Source organism: Leptodesmis sp. (genome assembly GCF_052746595.1).
Genome location: NZ_JBRAGO010000079.1, coordinates 1 through 20957, shown reverse-complemented (window position 1 = coordinate 20957; position 20957 = coordinate 1). Strand labels below are relative to the sequence as shown.

Genomic DNA, 20957 nt, shown 5'->3' with positions numbered 1-20957 from the left:
AGAGAACGGTGGTTTTCCGATCAGAGAAACTACCGTTCTGGACTTGGATAAAGTTTAGTTCTGGACTGAATCCGGTTCAAGTTGAAAACAGTGATTTCTTTGCAAGAGTAGGTTTTCTAGCTGAATCCAATTCAGTCTCTAAGTAGCGGGAGGTCAGTCTGGCCTCTTTTTGATTGTGAATGGATGTTGTGAGTAGGTGTTATATCAATTCTCTAAGTCATACCAATTCTCTAACTTGAAACGACACATCTTGGTAGGGGCAAATGGCCGTTCCCTTCTGCACCAAATTTTTTGTAGTCTTCGTTTTTGGAAATGGTCTTAGGAGGAGCGGTGGGGCAGGGACGTTCAGTGGTTTGGCAACCTAGTTCGATCGCAGCTCTGCCACCAGCAGGAACCGTTCATGTCTGGCGAGCGAGTTTAATTCAGCCACCTGCGATCGCCCAACAACTCGCTCAATCCTTATCACTAGATGAGCAAGCCAAGGTCGAGCGCTTCCGATTTGTGCAGCATCAACAGCGATCGCTAATCAGTCGTGGTCTGTTACGGTCATTGCTGGGACGTTATCTGGAAACCGATCCAGCAACTTTGAAATTCGATTACGAAGCCCACGGTAAACCAGTGCTGTCTCGCAGTCCGGGCTGGCCGAATGTGCAGTTTAACCTGGCGCACTCCCAGGATCTGGTCGTTTATGCGATCGCTGTGAATTTTCCCGTTGGGATTGACGTGGAATATCAGAGAACAATGGCCGATAGGATGGAAATTGTTCAACGGTTTTTCTCAACATCAGAACAGCAGGCTTTAAACAAGCTATCTGGTGAAGTGCAAAAGACGGCTTTTTTTGACTATTGGACGGGGAAAGAAGCCGTCCTGAAAGCAACGGGTCAGGGATTAGCCGGACTATCTAGCGTCGAGATTTCTTTGCCCGATTGCTCCGTACATCTCCAAGGCGATCTGGCTCAACGCTATCCAACCCAATCCTGGCAAATCCGCCTATTTGAGCCGGAAGAGAACTACAGTGGCGCGATCGCAATTCCCCGACCAGAGGCAGAATTTCTATTTTTTGAATGGCAAAAAGGGAGCAGTGATCGCCCATTCCTTGAGTGAATTTATTTCACAAAATTTGACAGTTTTGCGTCTCATGCGAAAGTATTAATTGAGAGTGTTGGAGAAGTGTGGAAAAGTTAACAACCTGAGCGGAATTCAATCAACCGGGTGTACAACTAGGTGTACACGTGATTTGCAGTTCCAGATCTCCATCAGAGTCTTGTGAAGGTTTCCAACTTTGGAACAACCTCAATCAACGCTCTTTCCTGTGTCGCAACATTTCCAGATAGCTCGGTACGCAATCACACAAACGAAGGTTAATCGCTTCATGGAATTTTCGATCTCCGCCCTGCTTGCTAACTTTACAGATGACAAATTAGTCGCGCCCAAGGCTTTAGAGAAAAAGCTGGATTGTAAGGATGATGCCAGCATTCGCAAACTGCAGATCGCCCTGGATGCACTGGAGAAAATCGGCATTCTGGTTAAAGATCGCGGGCGGTATCGCCGGGTTTCGGAAGACGGCGTGGTCGAAGGGAAACTGCGCTGCTCCAGTAAAGGATTCTGTTTTGCCATCCAGGATATCGAAGGATCGGAAGATATCTATATCCGAGAAAGCCAGTTAAATAATGCCTGGAATGGCGATCGGGTGCTGGTGCGAGTCACCAAGGAAGGTAGCCGTCGGCGCAGTCCAGAAGGCGAAGTGCGGTTGATCCTGGAGCGATCCAATCCATCTGTACTAGCGCGAGTGAAACAGACCGATGATGGCTTTCGTGCCGTTCCTTTGGACGATCGGCTACTGTTTGAGTTGATGTTGCAACCCAACGGTGAACCAATCGAGCAGGCCGTGGATCAACTGGTACACGTCCAGGTGTTGCGGTATCCCCTGGGGCAGCATCCTCCAATTGGCCGAGTGGCCCGGATTTTGGGTGGAGACACCGATGCCTCGGATGTAGATATCGTCTGCTGCAAATACGATCTGCCTTCCGAGTTTCCGGTTGCCGTAGAAGAAGCCGCCGCTGACCTGCCCACCAAAATCACGAAAACGGAACTGAAAAGTCGGCTGGATCTGCGCCAGATCACCACCCTCACCATCAAACCTGACACCCAGCCCGACAAACTGGATGGCCTGGATGATGCCATTACCCTGGAAAAAACAGAGTCGGGTGACTGGCAATTGGGCATTCATATCGCCGATGTGGCCTATTATGTGGAGCCGGATTCGGCGATCGATCGGGAAGCTCAGAAACGCGGGGTGTCCGTCTATCTGGGCAACAAGATCGTTCCTATGCTACCTGCGCCAATTACCAGCAACCTGTGTGCCTTTTTAGTCGGCAAAGATCGGCTGGCTATCTCAGTCTTGGTGACGCTGGATGCGGCAGGGCAGGTGCTGGAATACGAAATTCAGCCCAGTGTGATTCAGGTTGATTATCAACTCAGCTACCAGCAAACCCAGGCTATCCTGGAACGAGCTAGCGACGAAAATTCTCTGTCAAAAGCAGATCTCAAACAATTTGCCCCGATTTTGGAGTGGATCGATAACCTGGCTAACCTGAGCCGCGTCTTGAAACAGCAGCGTCAGCAGCGGGGAGCCTTTGAGCTCAATCTTCCGGAGAAACCGCTGCCCCTGGATGCCAGCAGTAAGCCAGAACATGAGGCATTATTCAGGCCCAAGTTCCACTATGACGATGAGGGGGCGTTAGGTGCAATGGTCGTCTCTCCCTCCATTCCCACCCACACGATGCTGGCCGAGTTCATGTTGTTGGCAAATCAACTGGTGGCCGCTCACTTGCAGGCGTTGGGTGTTCCTGGCATCTACCGGGTGCATCCTACTCCTGACCCGGATGATGTGCAGGAGTTGATGAAACTGGCAAGCAGTATGGGCATCGACCTGCATCTGGAACAGGAAGACACTGTGCGACCCCAAGACTACCAGTACTTCACCCAGAAGTTTGCTGAGTCCGATGCCGAGCGTGTCCTGACTTACCTGTTGCTGGAAACTCTCAAGCCAGCTTTTTACAGCACCACTCCCAAATCTCACTTCGGACTGGCGCTGGAAGACGGCTATACCCATTTCACCTCCCCGGTGCGACGCTATCCCGATTTGTTGATTCAGCGGGTGCTGCACGCTGTCTTTAATGAGGGGCGCGATCGCAAAACCAGCCGTGCCAAAGAAGTGGTCGATCTCCGGCACAGTTCCTGTCATGGTGAAATTAGCTGGAACGTCCTGCCGCCAGAAATCCATCAGGAATTGGAATTCCATTTCCATAGGGTGGTGGTGCATCTCACGGAACGGGAACGCATTGCCCAGGAAGCCGAACAGGATCTAGAAGGGCTGAAGAAAGCCGAGTTGATGCGGGAACGCACCGGAGAAGTCTTCCACGGTCTGATTACCGGAGTGCAATCCTACGGCCTATTTGTGGAAATTGAAGAACTGCTGGTGGAAGGATTGGTACACGTCAGTTCCCTGAAAGACGATTGGTACGAATACCGTTCTCGTCAGCAAACTCTGGTCGGTCGCAAAAACCGCAAACAGTACCGGCTGGGCGATCGCATCGAAGTCCAGGTCAAGAGCGTGGACTATTACCGACAACAGATCGACCTATTAGCCGTTGGGGGTGGCAGTGAAGCCTCCGAAGAACCAGAAATTGATGAGGACACGGACGCCCCTGCCGATGACGATGAACTCTAAGGCGATTGGAGCCCAAATTCCTCTTGTAGGGGTGAATCGCTGTACGTCCTTATGAACAGCATTCGTCCCCTGATTTTGGGTGTTACAGGAGCGTCCGGCCTCATCTATGCAGTGAGATCGCTGAAGTTTCTTTTAGAAGCGGACTATGCAATTGAACTGGTGGCTTCCAGAGCCGTCTATCAGGTCTGGCAGGCAGAACAGAATGTGCGAATGCCTCCCGATCCAGTACAACAGGAACAGTTCTGGCGCCAGCAGGCTGATGTGATGACAGGTGGAAAACTGATTTGTCATCCGGCTGGCGATGTGGGCGCGACGATCGCCAGTGGTTCGTTCAAAACTCTGGGCATGATCGTCATCCCCTGCAGCATGAGTACCGTTGCTAAATTGGCCGCTGGCCTCAGTTCCGATCTGCTAGAACGAGCCGCAGATGTACAACTGAAAGAAGGCCGTAAACTGGTTCTGGTGCCTCGCGAAACCCCTTTCAGCCTGATTCATCTCCGCAACCTCACCACCCTGGCCGAAGCCGGAGCATGCATTGTCCCTGCCATTCCCGCCTGGTATCACCAACCGCAGACGATCGAAGACTTAGTGGATTTTGTCGTGGCACGAGCCTTAGATCAGGTGGATATTGACTGCGTACCGCTCAAACGCTGGCAAGGCGGGGAGCGGGTATGAGTTTTGAAAGGCTGCACATGCTTGAAGGGTGAGATCAGGATGGTCTAGCAGTTGTATCAAGGTTATCCCAACTGCTTGCCAGATCGAAAGGTTCGGTCGCGGTGCATAACTTCCAGGTAGATATATTCCAGGCAAATGGGTTGGCGGGAGATGAAGTTGAGAGGAATACCATCGAAGGCAGCCAGAATTTCTTTTAATTCCATCGATCGCGGCAACCAGAAGGCGAGTTCATTCCCATAATGACGGTGAGTAAAACCCAGTTCCTGGGCACGGGCGATCGCAGCCGCTTCCTGGTCGGTTTTCACCAGAATGATTTCTTCAGCCGGAATCCACCGCCGCAATTCGGCCATGCTGCCTTCAGCCAGTAACCGTCCCTGTTTCAAAATGCCAATCTTTTGGCATAACCGTTCAGCTTCATCCAGCAAGTGAGTGGTCAGCAGTACGGTAATGTTCTGACTTTTTAACTCGTGGATTAATTCCCACATTTCATACCGCGCCTCCAGATCCAGCCCCGCTGTGGGTTCATCCAGGATCAGGAGTTGGGGTTGATGCACCAGGGCGATCGCCATACTCAACCGCCGCTGCATGCCTCCACTCAGCGTTTCAGCCACACTATCAGCGCGATCGGCCAATCCAACGGCTTCTAGACATGCTTGAATTCGTGCAACCTTTCGTTTTCCCCGAACACCGTATAGGCTGGCAAAAAAGCTGAGGTTTTCCGCACAGGTGAGATAGCGGTAAACCAGCGTTTCTTGAGGAACAACCCCAATCCAGGACTTGGTTTTTGGAGATGGGGGTTCCTGATTGATCAGAACTGTGCCACGATCAGCAGCCAGCAAATTACAAATAATATTAATCGTGGTTGTCTTCCCCGATCCATTTGGCCCCAACAGGCCATAAATCTGCCCTGCTGAAACTGAGAAACTCAAATCATCCAGGGCTTTTCCTTGGTTGTAGGTCTTGGTCAGGTGGTCAACTTTTAACACGGTTAGGGGGATTGGGGATTAGGGGTTAGGGATTAGGAATGAGGAATTGGGGCGCGGGAAGATGGGGAAGGTGAGGGAGATGAGCGAGAAATTCATAATTTCAACGATTCACTCATCCCCTCATCCACCCACGCACTCACCTACCCATCCACCTACTCATCATCCCATCATCTCCCGTGCCCCACACCCTACACCCCACTCCCCTCACAACTTGCGCTCCACTCTCAACATTCGCTGGTAGGACAGCCATCCGGCAGCAACCATGAGGACAGCAAAACCAACCAGAAACCAGAAGTGAAGGGCAATATCGGAGAGGCTGCTACCCTCAGCAACGGTTTTGGTGAGGGCTTCGTTCATGTGATAAATGGGGTTATATTGCGCCAGGTCTAAGAGAATTTTGGGAAAGATGAAAGCGGGCACGAAGGCTCCACCCAGAATGAGTAAGGGAACTCCAAATGCAGCCACCAGCGTATTCACGTCCTCAGTACGACGGGCCAGTTGGGTACCCAGAATGAAACCTACCCCAACATAGGCCAGGATGCTCAACAGAATAATCATGGCAATCAGCAGGGGAGAACCTTGAAAGTGGGCACCTAACCCGATCGCCACTCCCCCCACTAACACCGTCTGTGCGAGGGCGATCGCACTGTGAGCTAGACCGATTCCCAGAAAATAGGAGATTCCACTCAGGGGACTGAGAAATAATCGCTTCAAGGTGTGATGTTCTCGCTCAGTTACCACCGTCGCCACACTACCCCCTAAACAACTGAAGAAGAGGGCGGCTCCTACCAGGGTAGCGGGGGCGGCTCGTTCCAGTGCCTGTCCTAGCGTCAGCGGTTCCGGCAAGGCGGTTTTAGACCGTTCGGCAAAGATCAGCCCATTCAGAATCAGGACAGCGATCGGAAATGCGGCCCAAAAGATCAGGCTGCGCCGTCGTCTTCCCAATTCGATCAAGATTCGTTGGGCAATCGCGATCGTTTCAGTCCAGTATTTCATAATAACGAAAGCGCCTGCGATACAGACGCTTCAAAAATTGGTTTGATGGAATGTTAATCCGCACAGGCCTCTTCCTCGCAGCCTCCTTTTCCGTGTCGGAGAGGGAGGCAGAGAAACAATCTCATTTCAAAACCCCTCGCCTTGTAGGAGAGGGGTGAAGGAGATGTCGTGGCTTTATTTCAGGGCTTCCGCACCACCAACCACTTCCAGAATTTCCTGGGTAATGGCCGCCTGCCGCGCCTTGTTGTAAGACAGGGTCAGGGAGGCAATTAACTGAGCCGCGTTGTCGCTGGCACTACTCATCGCCGTCATCCGGGAAGCCAACTCACTGGCTGCTGATTCTTGAAGAGCACGCAGTAACTGATTGTTCAGGTACAGAGGCAACAGGGCATCCAGAATCTGAACCGGATCTTGTTCAAAGATCATGTCTCGGGGGAATGCCTGCGTTGGGGGTGTTACCTTTTCCCGTTCCACCTGAAACTGTCCACCGCGAGTCGTTAACCGGAAGATTTCATCATCTGCGGCTTCTAATCCTTGTGGGTCGAGCGGCAGCAGAGTTTGAATCACCGGACGAGAGCTAATCAAAGATACAAATCGGGTGTAAATTAGCTCCACTTTATCGACCGTATCTGACAGAAACAAAGCCAGCAGTGCATCAGCAATTTGAGCAGCTTCTGAGGCCGTAGGAACTTGCTCCAAGCCAGTAAAGGTGGCTTCAATGGGCTGATTACGGCGCTGGAAATACTGCACTGCTTTACGTCCCACCAGCACGAACTTGTAATCTAATCCATCGGCTTTCAATTCCTGCGCCCGGTTTTCGGCCCGTCGGATGACGTTAGAGTTGTAGGCTCCGCACAGCCCTCGATCGCCCGAAATCACCAGCAGCCCGACAGTCTTAACGTCGCGAGTCCGTAGTAAAGGCAGGTTGGCTTCTTCAAACCGCAAACGGCTTTGCAGACCATAAAGCACCTGAGCGAGACGATCAGCAAACGGACGGGTGGCAATCACCTGCTCCTGAGCACGACGCACCTTGGCCGCCGCCACCAATCGCATCGCTTGGGTAATTTTCTTCGTGTTTTTGACCGATTGAATCCGGTCACGGATGCTTTTTAGATTAGGCATAGTATTAGGGAGTTTTGAGTTTTGAGTGTTTAGTTTTGAGTTAGGGGTGAAAAGAATTCCTCCATCAAAAACTCAAAACTGAAAACCATTCATCATCTTGAGTTATGAATTTTGAGATAGGTTGAACGCGACTCAAAACTCATAACTCAAAACTCATCACTTTTTAAGCCGCCGCCGCGAACGTCTTTTTGTATTCGTCGATCGCGCCCTTCAGGATGGCCTCAGCATCTGCGGTCAATTCCCGCTTCTCGCGAATGATTTCACCGTATTGAGGAGTGCTGCTAGCCAGGTATTCCCGCAGTCCTTTGAGGAAGGAAGTAACTTTATCCACCGCAATGTCATCTAAATAGCCGTTAATTCCGGCATAGATGACGGCGACCTGTTCAGCGACCGACAGCGGGGCATACTGAGGTTGCTTCAAAATCTCCCTTAGTCGCTGGCCACGTGCCAGTTGGTTCTGAGTCGCCTTATCCAGATCAGAGGCAAACTGAGCAAAGGCTTGCAGGTCATCGTATTGAGCCAGTTCTAGTTTCACCTTACCGGCCACTTTCTTCATGGCCTTGGTTTGGGCGGCAGAACCCACACGGGACACCGAGATACCTGCATTCACAGCGGGACGCAAACCGGAGTTGAACAAGTCGGATGACAGGAAGATTTGACCATCCGTAATCGAAATCACGTTGGTGGGAATGTAAGCGGATACGTCACCAGCTTGGGTTTCCACGATCGGCAGCGCCGTCATGCTCCCTTCACCCAATTCAGGACTCAGCTTGGCGGCCCGCTCCAGCAAACGGGAGTGGAGGTAGAAAACGTCCCCAGGATAAGCTTCCCGTCCAGGGGGACGACGCAGCAGCAACGACATTTGTCGGTAGGCTTGAGCTTGCTTCGACAAGTCATCGTAAATCACCAGGGTGTGTCTGCCCTTGTACATAAAGTACTCAGCCATCGAAGCCCCAGCATAAGGAGCCAGATATTGCAGCGAAGCGGGGTCATTCGCATTCGCGGCAACCACAATGGTATAGTCCATTGCTCCACGTTCCCGCAGGTTGTTGACAATGTTGGCAACGGTGGAAGCCTTTTGACCAATTGCCACATACACACAAATGACGTTTTCAGTCTTCTGGTTGAGGATGGTGTCGATTGCGATCGCAGTCTTACCCGTCTGACGGTCGCCGATGATCAATTCCCGCTGGCCTCGACCAATGGGAATCATAGAGTCAATAGCCGTAATTCCGGTTTGTAGAGGTTCGTACACGGACTTCCGGGAAATGATGCCGGGAGCAGGAGACTCCAGCAGACGAGTTTCAGTTGTGTGAATTTCGCCCTTTCCATCGATCGGACGACCGAGGGGATCTACAACCCGGCCAATCAGCGCTTCACCGACAGGAACTTCGGCAATCCGGCCCGTTGCTTTGACGGTGCTGCCTTCTTCAATGCCAATCCCGGCACTCATTAACACCGCTCCCACATCATCTTCTTCCAGGTTGAGGGCGATACCGATTGAACCGTCTTCAAATTCCAGCAGTTCACTGGACATCACCTGATCCAGGCCATAGATCCGGGCAATTCCGTCACCCACTTGCAGTACGGTTCCCACATTAGACGCTTTTACGCCCTGGTCGTACTGCTCAATTTGCTGACGAATAATGCTGCTAATTTCATCAGGTCGAATGCTTACCATAGGTTGCTCTCTTAAGAGTGAACGAGGGTTTAAGTTTCAACGTTTGAATTTTGGCTTCCGAGAGGTTGATGCCAGCAAGGCTTGACTCACCCAGCAAAACTCATTCTGCTCAGGGCACTAAGCCACATTGCTGAGGCGGAGAGAGAGGCGCCGCAGTTGTCCTCGCAGGCTGGCATCAATCACCTGGGAGCCAATGCGGATGACAACACCACCAATCAACTCTGGATCGATACGAGTTTCCAGCTCCACCTGCCGCGCTCCAGTCATAGCTAAGACCTTCTCGCGCAGGCTGTTCTTTTGATCATCGGTCAACTCTCTTGCTGAGGTAACTTCAGCCAGAACAGTCTGGTTCAGCTTCCGCAGCAGGGCCTGGAATTCTTTGCAAATGCCTTCCAGGAACATGATTCGACGACGATCGACGAGAACCTGAACGAAATTTCGCGTGTAGGGATGTACACTATCACCTAAAATCCGATTCAAAACCGCCTTCTTATCGGATAGCTTGATCAGCGGATTGTTCAGAAACTCTTGCAAGTCGGGGGAATGTTTCAGCACATCAAAGATGGAGTTAATGTCATTTCCCACTTGATCCAGAATGTTGCTGTCCTGAGCCAGGGACAGGAGTGCCTGAGCATAGCGTTCCAGAATTTCGCCTTTGACTCCGCCTTCCTTCATGAAGCACCTCCAAGCATCGCAATACTGCGGTCAATAATGTTTCTCTGCACGTCATCATTAAGGCGAGAAGGCAGATCGGACTCCGCCTTTTGCAAGGCCAGAACAGCAATTTGCTGGCGCAGTTCAGCGATCGCGCGTTCTCGTTCTGTATTTACATCTTGACTTACCGACTCTCGCAGTCGCTGAATGTCCTTCTCAGCTTGATCCAGAATGGCTTTCCGCGCTGCCGTTGCCCGTTCTTCAGCCTGGGCGCGGATGCGAGCAGCTTCTTGCTGAGCCTGAGCCAGTTTTTGCTGTTCATCAGCCAAGGCGGCGGCGGCTTGTTGCTTGCGCTGTTCCGCTTCCGTAATCTCGGTCTCAATATTAGAGCGACGTTCAGCGAGTACCTTCCCTAAGAAACTGCGACCAAAGTAAACCAGGATCGCGATCACGATCGCCAGGTTAATAATATTCGTTTCCAGAATATTGAAGTTTATGCCAAACCCACCCTCTTCAGAAGCTACCGCTCCGACTTCTGCAATTAACCAAAAAATACTTCCCATACTGTTCATGTCTACGCCATTCCCCATCTTGCTCCTATACAGGTCACTCCTCTAAGCCAACGGCTAACCAAACCCAATTGATTCCAGTTGCGATCAAGTTAAGCGGCTGTGCCCAGGAGTTTTGTCAGTATCTGGTGACTCAATGCATCCACTTCCTGTTCAAGCGAACGCAGTGCCTCCTGCTTCTGTTGGTCTAGCTCCTTCTGAGCCTGTTCCCGTTGCAATCGTGCTTCTTCCTGAGCTTCAGCAATTTTCTGCGCCACAATCTTTTGAGCATCCGCCTGAGCCGCCGCCACCAACGCTTGCGATTGCTTACGGGTATCAGCCAATTCTTGCTCATACTGTTGAGCCAGATTTTGCGCCTTTGATAACCGTTCCTGCGCTTCTACCTGCGTGCGACGGATGTAGTCATTCCGCTCGTCAATCGCCTTCATCAACGGCTTGTAGAAAACGGCATTCAGAATCGCGACCAGGATCAGAAACTGCACTGCCATTAGCGGCAGAGTTGCATCGAAATCAAACATGGTTTACCTTGCCAACTGCCATTACAAAGGATTGATCGTTGTAAATTCGTTGCCTGCCAGCAACAATACTTATCGGGGCAACTGCGTTATCCAACCCATTCCTCCCCTCCAGCATTCAAAACAACATAGGGACACATACAGCATCCCTATGTTGTCAAGCGTTTGACCTAGGAGAAGGGGTTCGCGAACAGCAATACCAGCGCAATTACCAAACCGTAGATGGTCAGAGACTCCATGAACGCCAGAGTTAACAGCAGAGTACCTCGGATTTTGCCTTCTGCTTCGGGCTGACGAGCAATCCCTTCAACGGCGGAACCAGAGGCATTCCCTTGGCCAATACCAGGGCCGATCGCAGCCAAGCCAATGGCTAGGGCAGCAGCCAGAACAGATGCAGAAGCAATCATTGGATTCATGATGATGTTTCCTCTAACTCTTAAGTGAACAAAACAATGAGATCTTGGAGATCTTGGATTTTGGATTTTGGATTTTGGGAACGCCTCATCTGAGACGAAAACCAATCGCCCATCCAAAATCCAAACCTATTGATTGAGGGCACTAATGCGCCTCATGCTCTTCTCCTCCGTGTCCTTCCAGTGCCTCATGGATGTAAGCACCAGCCAGAGTGGAAAATACCAGTGCCTGAATCGCGCTAGTAAACAAGCCCAACAACATCACTGGCAACGGCACAAACAGAGGCACCAAGAGAACCAGCACAGCTACCACCAACTCGTCTGCCAGGATATTCCCGAAAAGACGGAAGCTTAGGGATAGCGGCTTGGTGAAGTCTTCTAAGATGGCAATTGGTAGCAGAACTGGTGTGGGCTGGATATATTTCGCGAAATAGCCCAGACCCTTTTTGCGAAATCCGGCATAGAAATATGCCAGCGATACCAGCAAAGCCAATGCCACCGTCGTGTTGATGTCGTTGGTGGGGGCAGCTAGTTCCCCCTCAGGAAGCTTAATCAACTTCCAGGGAACTAAGGCTCCCGACCAATTGGAGACAAAAATAAACAGGAAGAGGGTACCAATAAACGGCAACCAAGGGCGATATTCTTTTTCACCCAGCTGGTTTTTGGCGATCTCTCGCACAAACTCAAACGCATACTCCATCAGGTTTTGAATTCCCTGGGGAACCCGCTGGATATTGCGAGTTGCGGCGATCGAGGCAATCACCAGCAAGCCAATCACAATCCACGACACCAGAAAGACCTGTCCGTGAACTTTGAGATTGCCAATATGCCAGTAAAAGTGGTGCCCGACTTCTAAACTGGCGAGAGGAAGCGTGGGAATAGTGAGAAAACTTAACATTGGACTTTAAGTGGTTTTCCCAGAAGGTGCAGGGGGGGGTGAAAACGACAAATGCCTAACTAGCGAGAGTCTGAGGGCATTAAGCTGCGAAACATGTAAATCAGTAGAGTCGCTTTATAGGTGAGAAAACCTAAAAAACAAGGCAGCACATGTAGCTGATTCCATTGGGTTGCTACTATAATCAGCCCAATAAAAATCGCAAGATGAGACTTGCCTAAATGCCTTCTCTGCCTACCGAGTCGCTCAACGTTTCTGGCCAACACTTTCAAGTAAACCACACCTGTGCACGCTCCTAATAAATAATTCAGAGCGATATTTAAGGAATAAAACACCCAGACAAAGCCGAAAATTACCCCTGTGAGCACGATCGTGGTCAGCAGTAATTCCTGCTGCAACTGGTAGAACTCTTGCATGGAGGCATTTGGCTCCTCCGATAAAGGATTAGCCTGAGCAGCATCTGGTGTTTTAGATGTGGTCATAGGAGATGTCAGCGAGCGATTTACAGCCGCATTTCTCTCAGAACTGACGAAGCAGTACTGAGCAACAACAGCAATGTTTCAATCCCTGAAGGATCATATCACGCAGAGAGTAATAATACTTAACGTCCTGGAGTTAACAAAATTAGCCGTTGATTCAGCAAGGAGCGGACGTGATTGAGATTGAGGGGACTGTTAGCAAGAATTTCCTGTACTGCCTTGCGGCTAAGATTTGTGTCGCAGGCTTTCAGAAATTCAAATTCTGCTGGAGTCAGTTGAACCACCTGATAGTCTTCATTAAACAGACTGCGGCTGGGCCAGCCTTCCATGCAGGGGTTCCGTTCAGGAATCGCCTGGGAGAGGGCAGTATCAGAGCTCCAATCCATTCTGGGCAGCGGCGGACGAGCCAGAAAGAATTCGTAGTGGGTAATGGCTTCGGGATTGAGTAACTCGATCAAACGGTAGCGCTGGCGATCGTCCAATCCTTCCGCCCGCTGGAGTAACTCTGGTTCCTTGCCCAACAATGCTGCTAAATCCCAGGTACAGGGATTGGAGAAGCCGATAAACTCTAGCCCGGAGGCATCAATCAGATCAAATAGTGTGTCTATTGTGTAGTCGATCTCCTGGGGATGAACGTACATATCAGCGAAATTTTCATCCCGCTGATTCTCCAGTGACCAGCGTTCTTTTTCTCGCCGCACCAGACGATTATTCTCCGGCAAAGCAGCAAAAATTTGGCGACCGACTTTCACCGCATCTTCATAGTCGCCCCGATTTGGCCCCTGGAGAAGGGCGATCGCCTCCTGCATCAATTTAATTTCCCAGCGTCCCATCTCGGCATAAACAAAGACGTGCATCAGACCACCGGGTTTTAGCTTCATTGCCAGGGTTTGAATGCCCCGAATCGGATCTGGAGTGTGATGCAGCACGCCCACACAATTAATCAGGTCAAACTCTCCCGGTAGATCGTTAGCATCAAACAGACTCAGGTGATGGAATTCCACCCGGTCTGCACCCGATCGACGGCAGCGCTCTTTTGCTACTGCCAAGGCTCCCGCACTAAGGTCAATCCCGATCACATGGGCTTGCGGATTGAGATGCACCAAATATTCTGTTCCCACACCTGTACCACATCCTGCATCCAGAATCCGGATGTCCTGGTTGTCCGGCTTGCGGCCGGTACAAAAACTGTAGGCGGTTAACCAATTCCAGCGCCAGTTATACCCTGGAGGCGGTTCATCCAGTAAGGGCTCGGGCGGAAAGGGATACATATCGTAGAGTTTGGCAACCGCACGACTGATGGTTTGTTCTTCTGACATAGGTGAAATAGCAGTTATAAAGATTGATGAATAGGGGTGGGGCAGAGGGCAGAAGCATTACGTAGATGGGTTAACACCGCGTAGCGCCTCATCTCTACCCATTGGACGTGTTACGACGGCTACCTAACCCATCGTACAAAGTTTGATAGCTGTTAATCCTTCTACCTTTGCTTCTGTCCCCTATCCTTCGCCCTTGGCCTGCTGCCTTTACTCCTCCTAGTGTCTCGAACTTTTAGAGAAGCACCAGTTAGAGAAGCCCCAAAAACAACTTGAAAAAACTTCCATACCAGCATTATTCGTTTTGTTACAAAACTTTTCTGACTTCTCAGACAGGTTCCCCCAATCCTCTATTATTGGTCGATAAATCAAGCGAATCAGGACTACACACTTTTTAATAAAGCGGTTGTGGGTTCCGAATCGTTTTACTCTAATTATTGAGCTGGTTGACCCTGCGCCGTCGTCCTCAAGGCTTCTTAAAAGGGAGCCTCTTTTGCTGAGGCAGTTTTATGAATGGCTGTCAGGTGACACTTTGGTCAGATTTAACACAGTAACAATCCTTGATGGGAGCTTTTGAAATCCAATGAGTGTTAAAGCAAGTGGTGGAAGCTCAGTTGCACGCCCTAACCTTTACCAAACCTTAGCCGTCGCAACCATTTCTCAAGCTGAACAGCAAGACCGCTTCCCTGGGAAAGGTGAATTAGACGCGCTGTCAACTTATTTCAATTCCGGCTTAAAGCGTCTGGCGATCGCGGAAACCCTCACCCGAAATTCAGACATTATCGTGTCACGGGCGGCAAATAGCATCTTTACAGGTGGCTCCCCGATGGCATTTCTAGAAAAACCTCCTGCCGAAGAAGTTGTCATGACCAAGGGTGGAACCGCGATGACCATCCAGGAAGGCATGAAATTAGGAACTGTTACCTTTGTCGATACCAAAACGGGTGGTGGTGGACTGCTAGGTGGGATTCGCTCGGTCTTTCTGACTCCCGATAGTGGCCCCGCTCCTGCTGGTTTCCGACCGATTAACATTGCCCGGTATGGCCCCAGCAATATGGCCAAGTCCTTACGGGACTTAAGCTGGTTCCTGCGCTACACCACTTATGCGATCGTGGCTGGAGATCCCAACATCCTCTCGGTAAACGTGCGGGGACTGCGGGAAATTATTGAACGGGCCTGTTCTGGCGAAGCGACGATCGTGGCATTACAGAAGATGCGATCGGCGGCTCTAACCTACTTCCGGGGGGATGCGGACGCGGAAGGCATCGTCGGCCAATATTTTGATGTGCTGATTACAGAATTTAAGGGAGCCACTCCTTCCGATAAACTGCGCCAACGTCCTTCCCCAGACCTGCAAGGTTTACAACTGCCTCAAATCTATTTCAATGCCGCTGAACGCCGTCCCAAGTTCGTGATGAAGCCAGGCCTTTCAGCTTCGGAAAAGAACGAAGTGGTCAAGGCCGCCTATCGGCAAGTGTTCGAGCGGGACATCACTCGCGCCTACTCTCTGGGCATCTCTGACCTGGAATCCAAGGTCAAGAACGGCGAAATCTCCATGAAGGAGTTCATTCGTCGGCTGGCAAAATCGCCTCTCTATCGCAAAAACTTCTTTGAACCCTACATCAATAGCCGTGCTCTGGAACTGGCTTTCCGTCATATTCTGGGTCGTGGACCAAGCTCACGGGAAGAAGTGCAGCGTTACTTTGACATCGTTTCCAAGGGTGGACTGCCCAAGCTGGTGGATGCCCTGGTCGATTCTAAAGAATATGCGGATTACTTTGGCGAAGAAACAGTTCCCTACCTGCGGGGATTGGGTCAGGAAGCTCAAGAATGTCGCAACTGGGGGCCACAACAGGATCTATTTAAGTACAGCGCTCCGTTCCGGAAGGTGCCTCAGTTCCTGACGACTTTTGCGTCCTACGATCGGCCCTTACCCGACCAGCATCCTTACGGCTCTGGCAATGACAACCTGGAAATCCAATTTGGTGCGATCTTCCCGAAAGAAACCCGCAATCCCAGTGCCAGCCCTGCTCCCTTCAGCAAAGATACTCGCCGGATTTTAATTCATTGTGGCCCTGGCATCAATAACCAATTGAGTAATCCCGGAGCTAGAGGCGTTGCGCCCGGTACTCTAGGGCCGAAGGTGTTTAAGCTGGATCAAATTCCCAGCTTCACAGGGTTAACTCGGCGCGGGGTCTTTGGCGACAGCAGCCGCACTTCTGACAGTCGGGGTAGCAGCATCAAGTTTTCTGAGAGTTCGACTCAGGCGGTGATTAAGGCCGCCTACCTGCAGGTGTTTGGCCGCGATGTGTACGACGGTCAGCGTTTGAAAGTCGCCGAAATCAAGCTGGAAAACGGCGAAATCACGGTGCGGGAATTTGTCCGGCAACTGGCTAAATCCAACACCTTCCGTAGTCTGTACTGGACTCCCCTATATGTAATGAAGGCGGTTGAATACATCCATCGTCGGCTGTTGGGTCGTCCTACCTACGGTCGTCAGGAAACCAACAAATACTTTGATATCTGTGCCAAGCAGGGATTTTATGCTCTGATTGATGCCATTATCGACAGCCAGGAATACGCGGAAGCCTTCGGAGAAGACACCGTCCCTTACGAGCGCTATCTGACTCCGGCTGGAGTTGCTCTGCGATCGCTGCGCATAGGTTCCATTGGCGATCGCGGTCTGGCGAAAGTGACCGTCGAATCCACGCCACGCTTCATTGAACTGGGTACCGTCACCGAAGTACGAACTGAACCCGATATCGATTACCGGATTAACCAGGGCGTGACCAAGAAGCGGGAGCAAAGCAAGGTCTTCAAGCTCACCAATCTGGAAGACAAGGCCAACCTCAAGACTGTCATTGGTGCCGCCTATCGGCAAATCTTTGAACGGGATATTGCACCTTACATCGTTAAGAATGAGTTCTCCGTTCTGGAAACCAAGCTGAGTAATGGTGACATCACCGTCAAGGAATTTATCGAAGGCTTGGGGACTTCTAGCCTCTACACCCGTGAGTTCTACACCCCCTATCCCAACACCAAAGTGATTGAGTTAGGAACAAAGCACTTCCTGGGTCGTGCGCCATTGGATCAAGCAGAGATACAGAAGTACAACCAGATTCTGGCTACTCAGGGGCTGAAAGCCTTTATCACGGCTCTGGTTGGTTCTGCGGAATACGTCGAAGCCTTTGGAGAAGACACGGTTCCCTACAACCGCTACCTCACCTTCCCAGCCGCGAACTATCCCAATACGCAACGGTTGTATAACACATTGACCAAGCAAAATCGGGATCTGGTCGTGCCTAGCTTTAAACCTCTCAAACCTCGTACCAGTGGTACCAATAGCTTATTGGGTACTTCCGATAGTCCTTCCGCTGCCTATGTGGGATCAGGTCGTTCTTATGCCACGCAGCCTGTGGAAGCGATCGCACTTCGGAGTACTCAACCCGCTCGGATTTATCGCCTGTCTGCCGGGATGAATGCAGTTGAAGTGGATGCGGTGATCCATGCCATTTACAGCCAGGTGATGGAAGTTGCTGAATCATCAGTAGCCCAATTCCGTCAACCCGACCTGGAGCAACAATTCCGGCAGGGTTCTCTCACCGTGCGGGAGTTTGTCAGAGCGCTGGCTAGTTCAGAGGCTTACCGAGATCGCTTCCTGGTGCCCTATCCTGATCTGAAAGTTGTGGAATTCCTGTTCCGCCACCTGTTAGGACGCTCTCCGGCTACCTCTGTTGAAATTCAGCAGTACACCGGGTTAGTTGCTAATCAGGGTCTGAAAGTAGCGGTTGATTCATTGATTAACAGCGCTGAATATGCCCGCTACTTTGGGGAAGACGTTGTTCCTTACAAGCGCTATCCCTCAGCATAAGCTGACTTGTAACTGAGACCAATCAAGTCCAACTAGAATACTTTAGTTGCTCTCAACCAAATAAGACTCTAAGCTTGGACAAGATTTATTTCGCCACTCCTTAACCTCTGGTTTTGTTGCCAGAGGTTTTTTGTTTGTCATACTAGGTGAAGCATTCTCCCAGAAACCCGGTTTCTACAGGGATGCTCAAGGTGATGAGCTGATTACAAGCAACCAGGTTTCTGGCAAAATTGGGTTTCTTAACCAACAAAGGGCGAAATTATGCAAGACAATATCCTACGAAAAGAACAGGAATTCCATGACCAGTGGGCCGCCGCTATTGATGTTGATGGCATTCGAGTGGCGGATTATTTTGAAGCCTGCACTGCTCCAGAAAACCGCTTTATTTTGCGGCACCTGGGAGATGTGCGGGGTCAACGTTTATTGGATCTGGGCTGTGGGGCTGGCGAGAATAGTGTTTATTTCGCCCTGAAAGGTGCTCACTGCATTGCCTCTGATTATTCTCCTGGTATGGTCGATGTGGCGATCAAATTAGCTGACAAATATGGCGTGCGGGTGGAAGGAAAAGTAATTAATGCAATGGCGATCGACTTTCCAGACAACACCTTTGACATCGTGTATGCCTCTAATCTTCTCCATCACATTCCCCAGCCAGAACAGACGATTCGAGAAATGTACCGGGTTCTCAAACCGGGTGGCAAAGCTTGCTTCTGGGATCCTCTCAAACATAATCCAGTAATTAACGTCTATCGCCGCATGGCAACGGCGGTGAGAACCGAAGATGAGACTCCGTTGGATATTGAGATTGTGGATTTCGTGCGATCGCAGTTCTCCCATATTGCCTACGATACTTTCTGGATTGCGACCTTGTGGATTTTCTTAAGGTTTTATCTGATTGAGAAAATCAATCCTAACGATGAACGGTATTGGAAGAAAATCATTATCGAACACGAACGATTAAGACCAACTTATCGCCAGTTGGAAAAGGTTGATCGACTTCTGAAAAAACTCCCTGGCATGAAGCGCATGGCATGGAATCTGGCGATCGTTGCGACAAAGTAGTTTTAGAGTGTTGTTTAATTTCGGTGAAAGACCTGAAGGATGGATGGCATCTGGAAAGCAAATTGTGCGAGGACTGTATAAAACCGCATCGTTAAAGTGCGTTTGATTACTGACAAGCCCTGATGAGTCCAGTGGAACAGCTAAAGACAAGCTAGACTTAAGCCAAGACGAAAGTGCAATCGTGGGTGAGATAGCATCGGCACATGACGTTAGTGATGACAGCTTTGTGGTTAATCTCTGCACCAGGAGAGTGAACCAGACGACTGCGAAGGAGTTGGATCTCCTATCGTCCCATGTCACAGCGATCGTGAGGGTGAGAGTTTGTTCGACCCATCCTAACTTATCCTGGTTCACCTATACTTTAGACTTCTGCTTCAATTGATTGAGTATCTTCAGCAACTTCATGCCTGGGCAATAGCCAACTCAAAAGGATTGCTGTTAATCCTCCGGTTGAGATGCTAGAGCCAAATAGATTCTTAATCAGGGGGGGGCTTATCGTTGAAAATTTCGGGTGCATAAAGTACCCCCAAGCCTGTTGCTAAAGAAACAGCAACGATAATTATGGCTCGTCGATCCAGTTTGGCCGATGAGACAATACTGAGACCCGCAACCGCAATTGAGCCAAACATCACGGTTGTAGCACCCCCTAAAATGAGTTGCGGGATTGCCTGAAAATGCCACCCACGATCGGTAACAAGCCCAACAGAGCAAAGATACCTGCCACATAGAACCCAACATAGCGGCTACCAACGCCCGTCATTTGAATCACGCCATTGTTTTGGCTAAAGGTCGTGTTGGGGAAAGTGTTGAGCAAAACCGCGATCGCTGAGTTCACTCCATCTCCTAGCACTCCACCTTTGATCCGGCGGATGTAGAGTGCCCCTGAAACTGGTTCTCCCGAAACCGCAGAGGTGGCCGTTAAGTCTCCCACGGTTGCGATCGCCGTCAAAATATAAAGCAGAATGAATAGCAGAAACGCCCCAATGTCAAAGCTTAATCCATAGCGAAACGGAATTGGGGGGCTGATGATTGGCAATTTACTCAATACACTCAGATCCACCATCCCCATCATGGCCGCAATAATATAACCAACAACCAGCCCAATGGCGATCGCGCCCATGCGCAGGAATCGGTTTTTAGAGATGGTAAGAAACACAACAATCAGGATTACTCCGATTCCCAGAGATAAGTTTTGCACACTACCAAAAGTACCGTTCTTTTGAGCTGCAACACCACCTGCCAGACTAATAATTCCGGTCTTGATCAAACCAAGACCAATAATCATCACAACCGTACCCGATACAACCGGAGTGATAATTCTACCCATTAGATGTAGAAAGCGGCTGAGAATGATTTCTACAGCCGAACCAAAGAAACAAACCCCAAAGATGAGAGCCAGCGCTTGCTCAGGCGATCGTCCACCTTGCAAGGCAAATGTCTGAGTGGTGCAGAAAACTTTTTTGAGTCTCATGATGGATAACCTGAACGACCAAAACAGCGCCTGAAACCCCTTGCCCTCGTTCGTTCGCCCGATAAAACTCAAGATCGCTGTCTCGGTGAGAATCCTTGATTTATAGGGGTTTCAGGAGTTTTCTGCACCACCAAGGGTGTCACAGATATTAATCCAAAAAATCCATTAACGGAAGGTGGTCAGGTGCGAGTGCAATCTTTCCAGGCAGGCTTAGGCTTTCCTGACTTAGGTAAAAAAGGCGCATTGGGTGTGTTGTCCTTCCTGATTCCCTTTGATTATCTTTCTGGAACGCGGTTTTTCCTATCTGGAGCCGGAGATGGTGGCACCCAGTACGAACTAGAGGCATCCTACTATTATCCAATTAACAATTAATGATAACTTTGCTCTGGTTCCAGCCTTCTACACCATTATTAATCCCAATAGTTTCACGAGTAATCCAACTGTATTTGTTGGTAATTTACGTGCTCAGTTCAGTTTTTAACGGGAATGGCTAGCTTGTTCAGGATTGACATCAGTCAA

The 20957-nt window shown here is 50.3% G+C and carries 17 protein-coding genes and 1 pseudogene; 6 read left to right on the top strand and 12 right to left on the bottom strand.

Annotation, left to right across the window (positions count from 1 at the left end; translation table 11 throughout):
• The first annotated feature begins 330 nt into the window (after positions 1–330).
• The 3 genes from ACUVQO_RS16560 to ACUVQO_RS16550 all read left to right on the top strand — a co-directional run bounded on the left by ACUVQO_RS16560 (position 331) and on the right by ACUVQO_RS16550 (position 4408).
• Positions 331–1104 carry a 4'-phosphopantetheinyl transferase family protein gene (locus ACUVQO_RS16560; RefSeq protein WP_445926951.1) on the top strand — a complete coding sequence of 258 codons (774 nt, stop codon included), beginning with the start codon at positions 331–333 and terminating at the stop codon, positions 1102–1104.
• Between the two features lie 268 nt (positions 1105–1372).
• Entirely contained in the window at positions 1373–3733 is a 2361-nt protein-coding gene (locus ACUVQO_RS16555; protein ID WP_445926950.1) for a ribonuclease R family protein, read from the top strand.
• Between the two features lie 51 nt (positions 3734–3784).
• Positions 3785–4408 carry a flavin prenyltransferase UbiX gene (locus tag ACUVQO_RS16550; RefSeq protein WP_445926949.1) on the top strand — a complete coding sequence of 208 codons (624 nt, stop codon included), beginning with the start codon at positions 3785–3787 and terminating at the stop codon, positions 4406–4408.
• Between the two features lie 62 nt (positions 4409–4470).
• Here ACUVQO_RS16550 and ACUVQO_RS16545 read toward each other — a convergent pair whose 3' ends face one another.
• The 11 genes from ACUVQO_RS16545 to ACUVQO_RS16495 form a co-directional block, all read right to left on the bottom strand.
• A complete protein-coding gene (locus ACUVQO_RS16545) occupies positions 4471–5394 on the bottom strand; it encodes an ABC transporter ATP-binding protein (protein ID WP_445926948.1) in 924 nt (307 codons plus the stop codon).
• Between the two features lie 204 nt (positions 5395–5598).
• Positions 5599–6390, bottom strand: coding sequence for an ABC transporter permease (locus ACUVQO_RS16540; protein WP_445926947.1), 792 nt, complete (start codon positions 6388–6390; stop codon positions 5599–5601).
• Between the two features lie 174 nt (positions 6391–6564).
• A complete protein-coding gene (locus ACUVQO_RS16535; protein ID WP_445926946.1) occupies positions 6565–7512 on the bottom strand; it encodes a F0F1 ATP synthase subunit gamma in 948 nt (315 codons plus the stop codon).
• Between the two features lie 163 nt (positions 7513–7675).
• Positions 7676–9193: a F0F1 ATP synthase subunit alpha gene (gene atpA / locus ACUVQO_RS16530; RefSeq protein WP_233743429.1), complete on the bottom strand. Its 1518-nt coding sequence runs from the start codon at positions 9191–9193 to the stop codon at positions 7676–7678.
• 117 nt (positions 9194–9310) lie between these two features.
• On the bottom strand, positions 9311–9868 hold the full coding sequence (atpH, locus tag ACUVQO_RS16525; RefSeq protein WP_445926945.1) for an ATP synthase F1 subunit delta: 558 nt from the start codon (positions 9866–9868) through the stop codon (positions 9311–9313).
• A complete protein-coding gene (locus tag ACUVQO_RS16520) occupies positions 9865–10410 on the bottom strand; it encodes a F0F1 ATP synthase subunit B (protein WP_445926944.1) in 546 nt (181 codons plus the stop codon). The genes atpH and ACUVQO_RS16520 overlap by 4 nt, the downstream gene beginning before the upstream one ends.
• Positions 10411–10508: 98 nt before the next feature.
• The gene (locus ACUVQO_RS16515) at positions 10509–10934 is read right to left on the bottom strand and encodes a F0F1 ATP synthase subunit B' (protein ID WP_233743426.1); all 426 of its coding nucleotides are present in this window, start codon (positions 10932–10934) and stop codon (positions 10509–10511) included.
• Positions 10935–11101: 167 nt separating this feature from the next.
• Positions 11102–11347, bottom strand: a complete 246-nt coding sequence (gene atpE, locus ACUVQO_RS16510) for an ATP synthase F0 subunit C (protein WP_233743425.1) — start codon at positions 11345–11347, stop codon at positions 11102–11104.
• Positions 11348–11489: 142 nt separating this feature from the next.
• Positions 11490–12242, bottom strand: a complete 753-nt coding sequence (gene atpB / locus ACUVQO_RS16505) for a F0F1 ATP synthase subunit A (RefSeq protein WP_233743424.1) — start codon at positions 12240–12242, stop codon at positions 11490–11492.
• A gap of 59 nt (positions 12243–12301) precedes the next feature.
• Positions 12302–12721 (bottom strand): ATP synthase subunit I, encoded by a 420-nt coding sequence (locus ACUVQO_RS16500; RefSeq protein ID WP_445926943.1) that lies wholly within the window; start codon positions 12719–12721, stop codon positions 12302–12304.
• 119 nt (positions 12722–12840) lie between these two features.
• Positions 12841–14037 carry a class I SAM-dependent methyltransferase gene (locus ACUVQO_RS16495; protein ID WP_445926942.1) on the bottom strand — a complete coding sequence of 399 codons (1197 nt, stop codon included), beginning with the start codon at positions 14035–14037 and terminating at the stop codon, positions 12841–12843.
• 580 nt (positions 14038–14617) lie between these two features.
• On the opposite strand from ACUVQO_RS16495, the gene ACUVQO_RS16490 reads away from it, so the two are divergent.
• Entirely contained in the window at positions 14618–17905 is a 3288-nt protein-coding gene (locus tag ACUVQO_RS16490) for a phycobilisome rod-core linker polypeptide (RefSeq protein ID WP_445926941.1), read from the top strand.
• A 261-nt stretch (positions 17906–18166) separates the two neighbouring features.
• Positions 18167–18967 carry a class I SAM-dependent methyltransferase gene (locus ACUVQO_RS16485; RefSeq protein ID WP_445926940.1) on the top strand — a complete coding sequence of 267 codons (801 nt, stop codon included), beginning with the start codon at positions 18167–18169 and terminating at the stop codon, positions 18965–18967.
• A 476-nt stretch (positions 18968–19443) separates the two neighbouring features.
• On the opposite strand, the pseudogene ACUVQO_RS16480 reads toward ACUVQO_RS16485, so the two are convergent.
• Positions 19444–20438, bottom strand: a pseudogene (locus ACUVQO_RS16480) (solute carrier family 23 protein).
• Positions 20439–20621: 183 nt separating this feature from the next.
• Here ACUVQO_RS16480 and ACUVQO_RS16475 point away from each other — a divergent pair.
• Positions 20622–20810 carry a hypothetical protein gene (locus tag ACUVQO_RS16475; RefSeq protein ID WP_445926939.1) on the top strand — a complete coding sequence of 63 codons (189 nt, stop codon included), beginning with the start codon at positions 20622–20624 and terminating at the stop codon, positions 20808–20810.
• Positions 20811–20957: the final 147 nt, after the last annotated feature.

Bases quoted from the DNA above. Each gene is read 5' to 3' on its own strand.
- atpA (WP_233743429.1), bottom strand. From the start codon at position 9,193: ATGGTAAGCATTCGACCTGATGAAATTAGCAGCATTATTCGTCAGCAA.
- atpH (WP_445926945.1), bottom strand. From the start codon at position 9,868: ATGAAGGAAGGCGGAGTCAAAGGCGAAATTCTGGAACGCTATGCTCAG.
- atpE (WP_233743425.1), bottom strand. From the start codon at position 11,347: ATGAATCCAATGATTGCTTCTGCATCTGTTCTGGCTGCTGCCCTAGCC.
- ACUVQO_RS16520 (WP_445926944.1), bottom strand. From the start codon at position 10,410: ATGGGAAGTATTTTTTGGTTAATTGCAGAAGTCGGAGCGGTAGCTTCT.
- ACUVQO_RS16540 (WP_445926947.1), bottom strand. From the start codon at position 6,390: ATGAAATACTGGACTGAAACGATCGCGATTGCCCAACGAATCTTGATC.
- ACUVQO_RS16555 (WP_445926950.1), top strand. From the start codon at position 1,373: ATGGAATTTTCGATCTCCGCCCTGCTTGCTAACTTTACAGATGACAAA.
- ACUVQO_RS16535 (WP_445926946.1), bottom strand. From the start codon at position 7,512: ATGCCTAATCTAAAAAGCATCCGTGACCGGATTCAATCGGTCAAAAAC.
- ACUVQO_RS16550 (WP_445926949.1), top strand. From the start codon at position 3,785: ATGAACAGCATTCGTCCCCTGATTTTGGGTGTTACAGGAGCGTCCGGC.
- ACUVQO_RS16515 (WP_233743426.1), bottom strand. From the start codon at position 10,934: ATGTTTGATTTCGATGCAACTCTGCCGCTAATGGCAGTGCAGTTTCTG.
- ACUVQO_RS16500 (WP_445926943.1), bottom strand. From the start codon at position 12,721: ATGACCACATCTAAAACACCAGATGCTGCTCAGGCTAATCCTTTATCG.
- ACUVQO_RS16495 (WP_445926942.1), bottom strand. From the start codon at position 14,037: ATGTCAGAAGAACAAACCATCAGTCGTGCGGTTGCCAAACTCTACGAT.
- atpB (WP_233743424.1), bottom strand. From the start codon at position 12,242: ATGTTAAGTTTTCTCACTATTCCCACGCTTCCTCTCGCCAGTTTAGAA.
- ACUVQO_RS16485 (WP_445926940.1), top strand. From the start codon at position 18,167: ATGCAAGACAATATCCTACGAAAAGAACAGGAATTCCATGACCAGTGG.
- ACUVQO_RS16490 (WP_445926941.1), top strand. From the start codon at position 14,618: ATGAGTGTTAAAGCAAGTGGTGGAAGCTCAGTTGCACGCCCTAACCTT.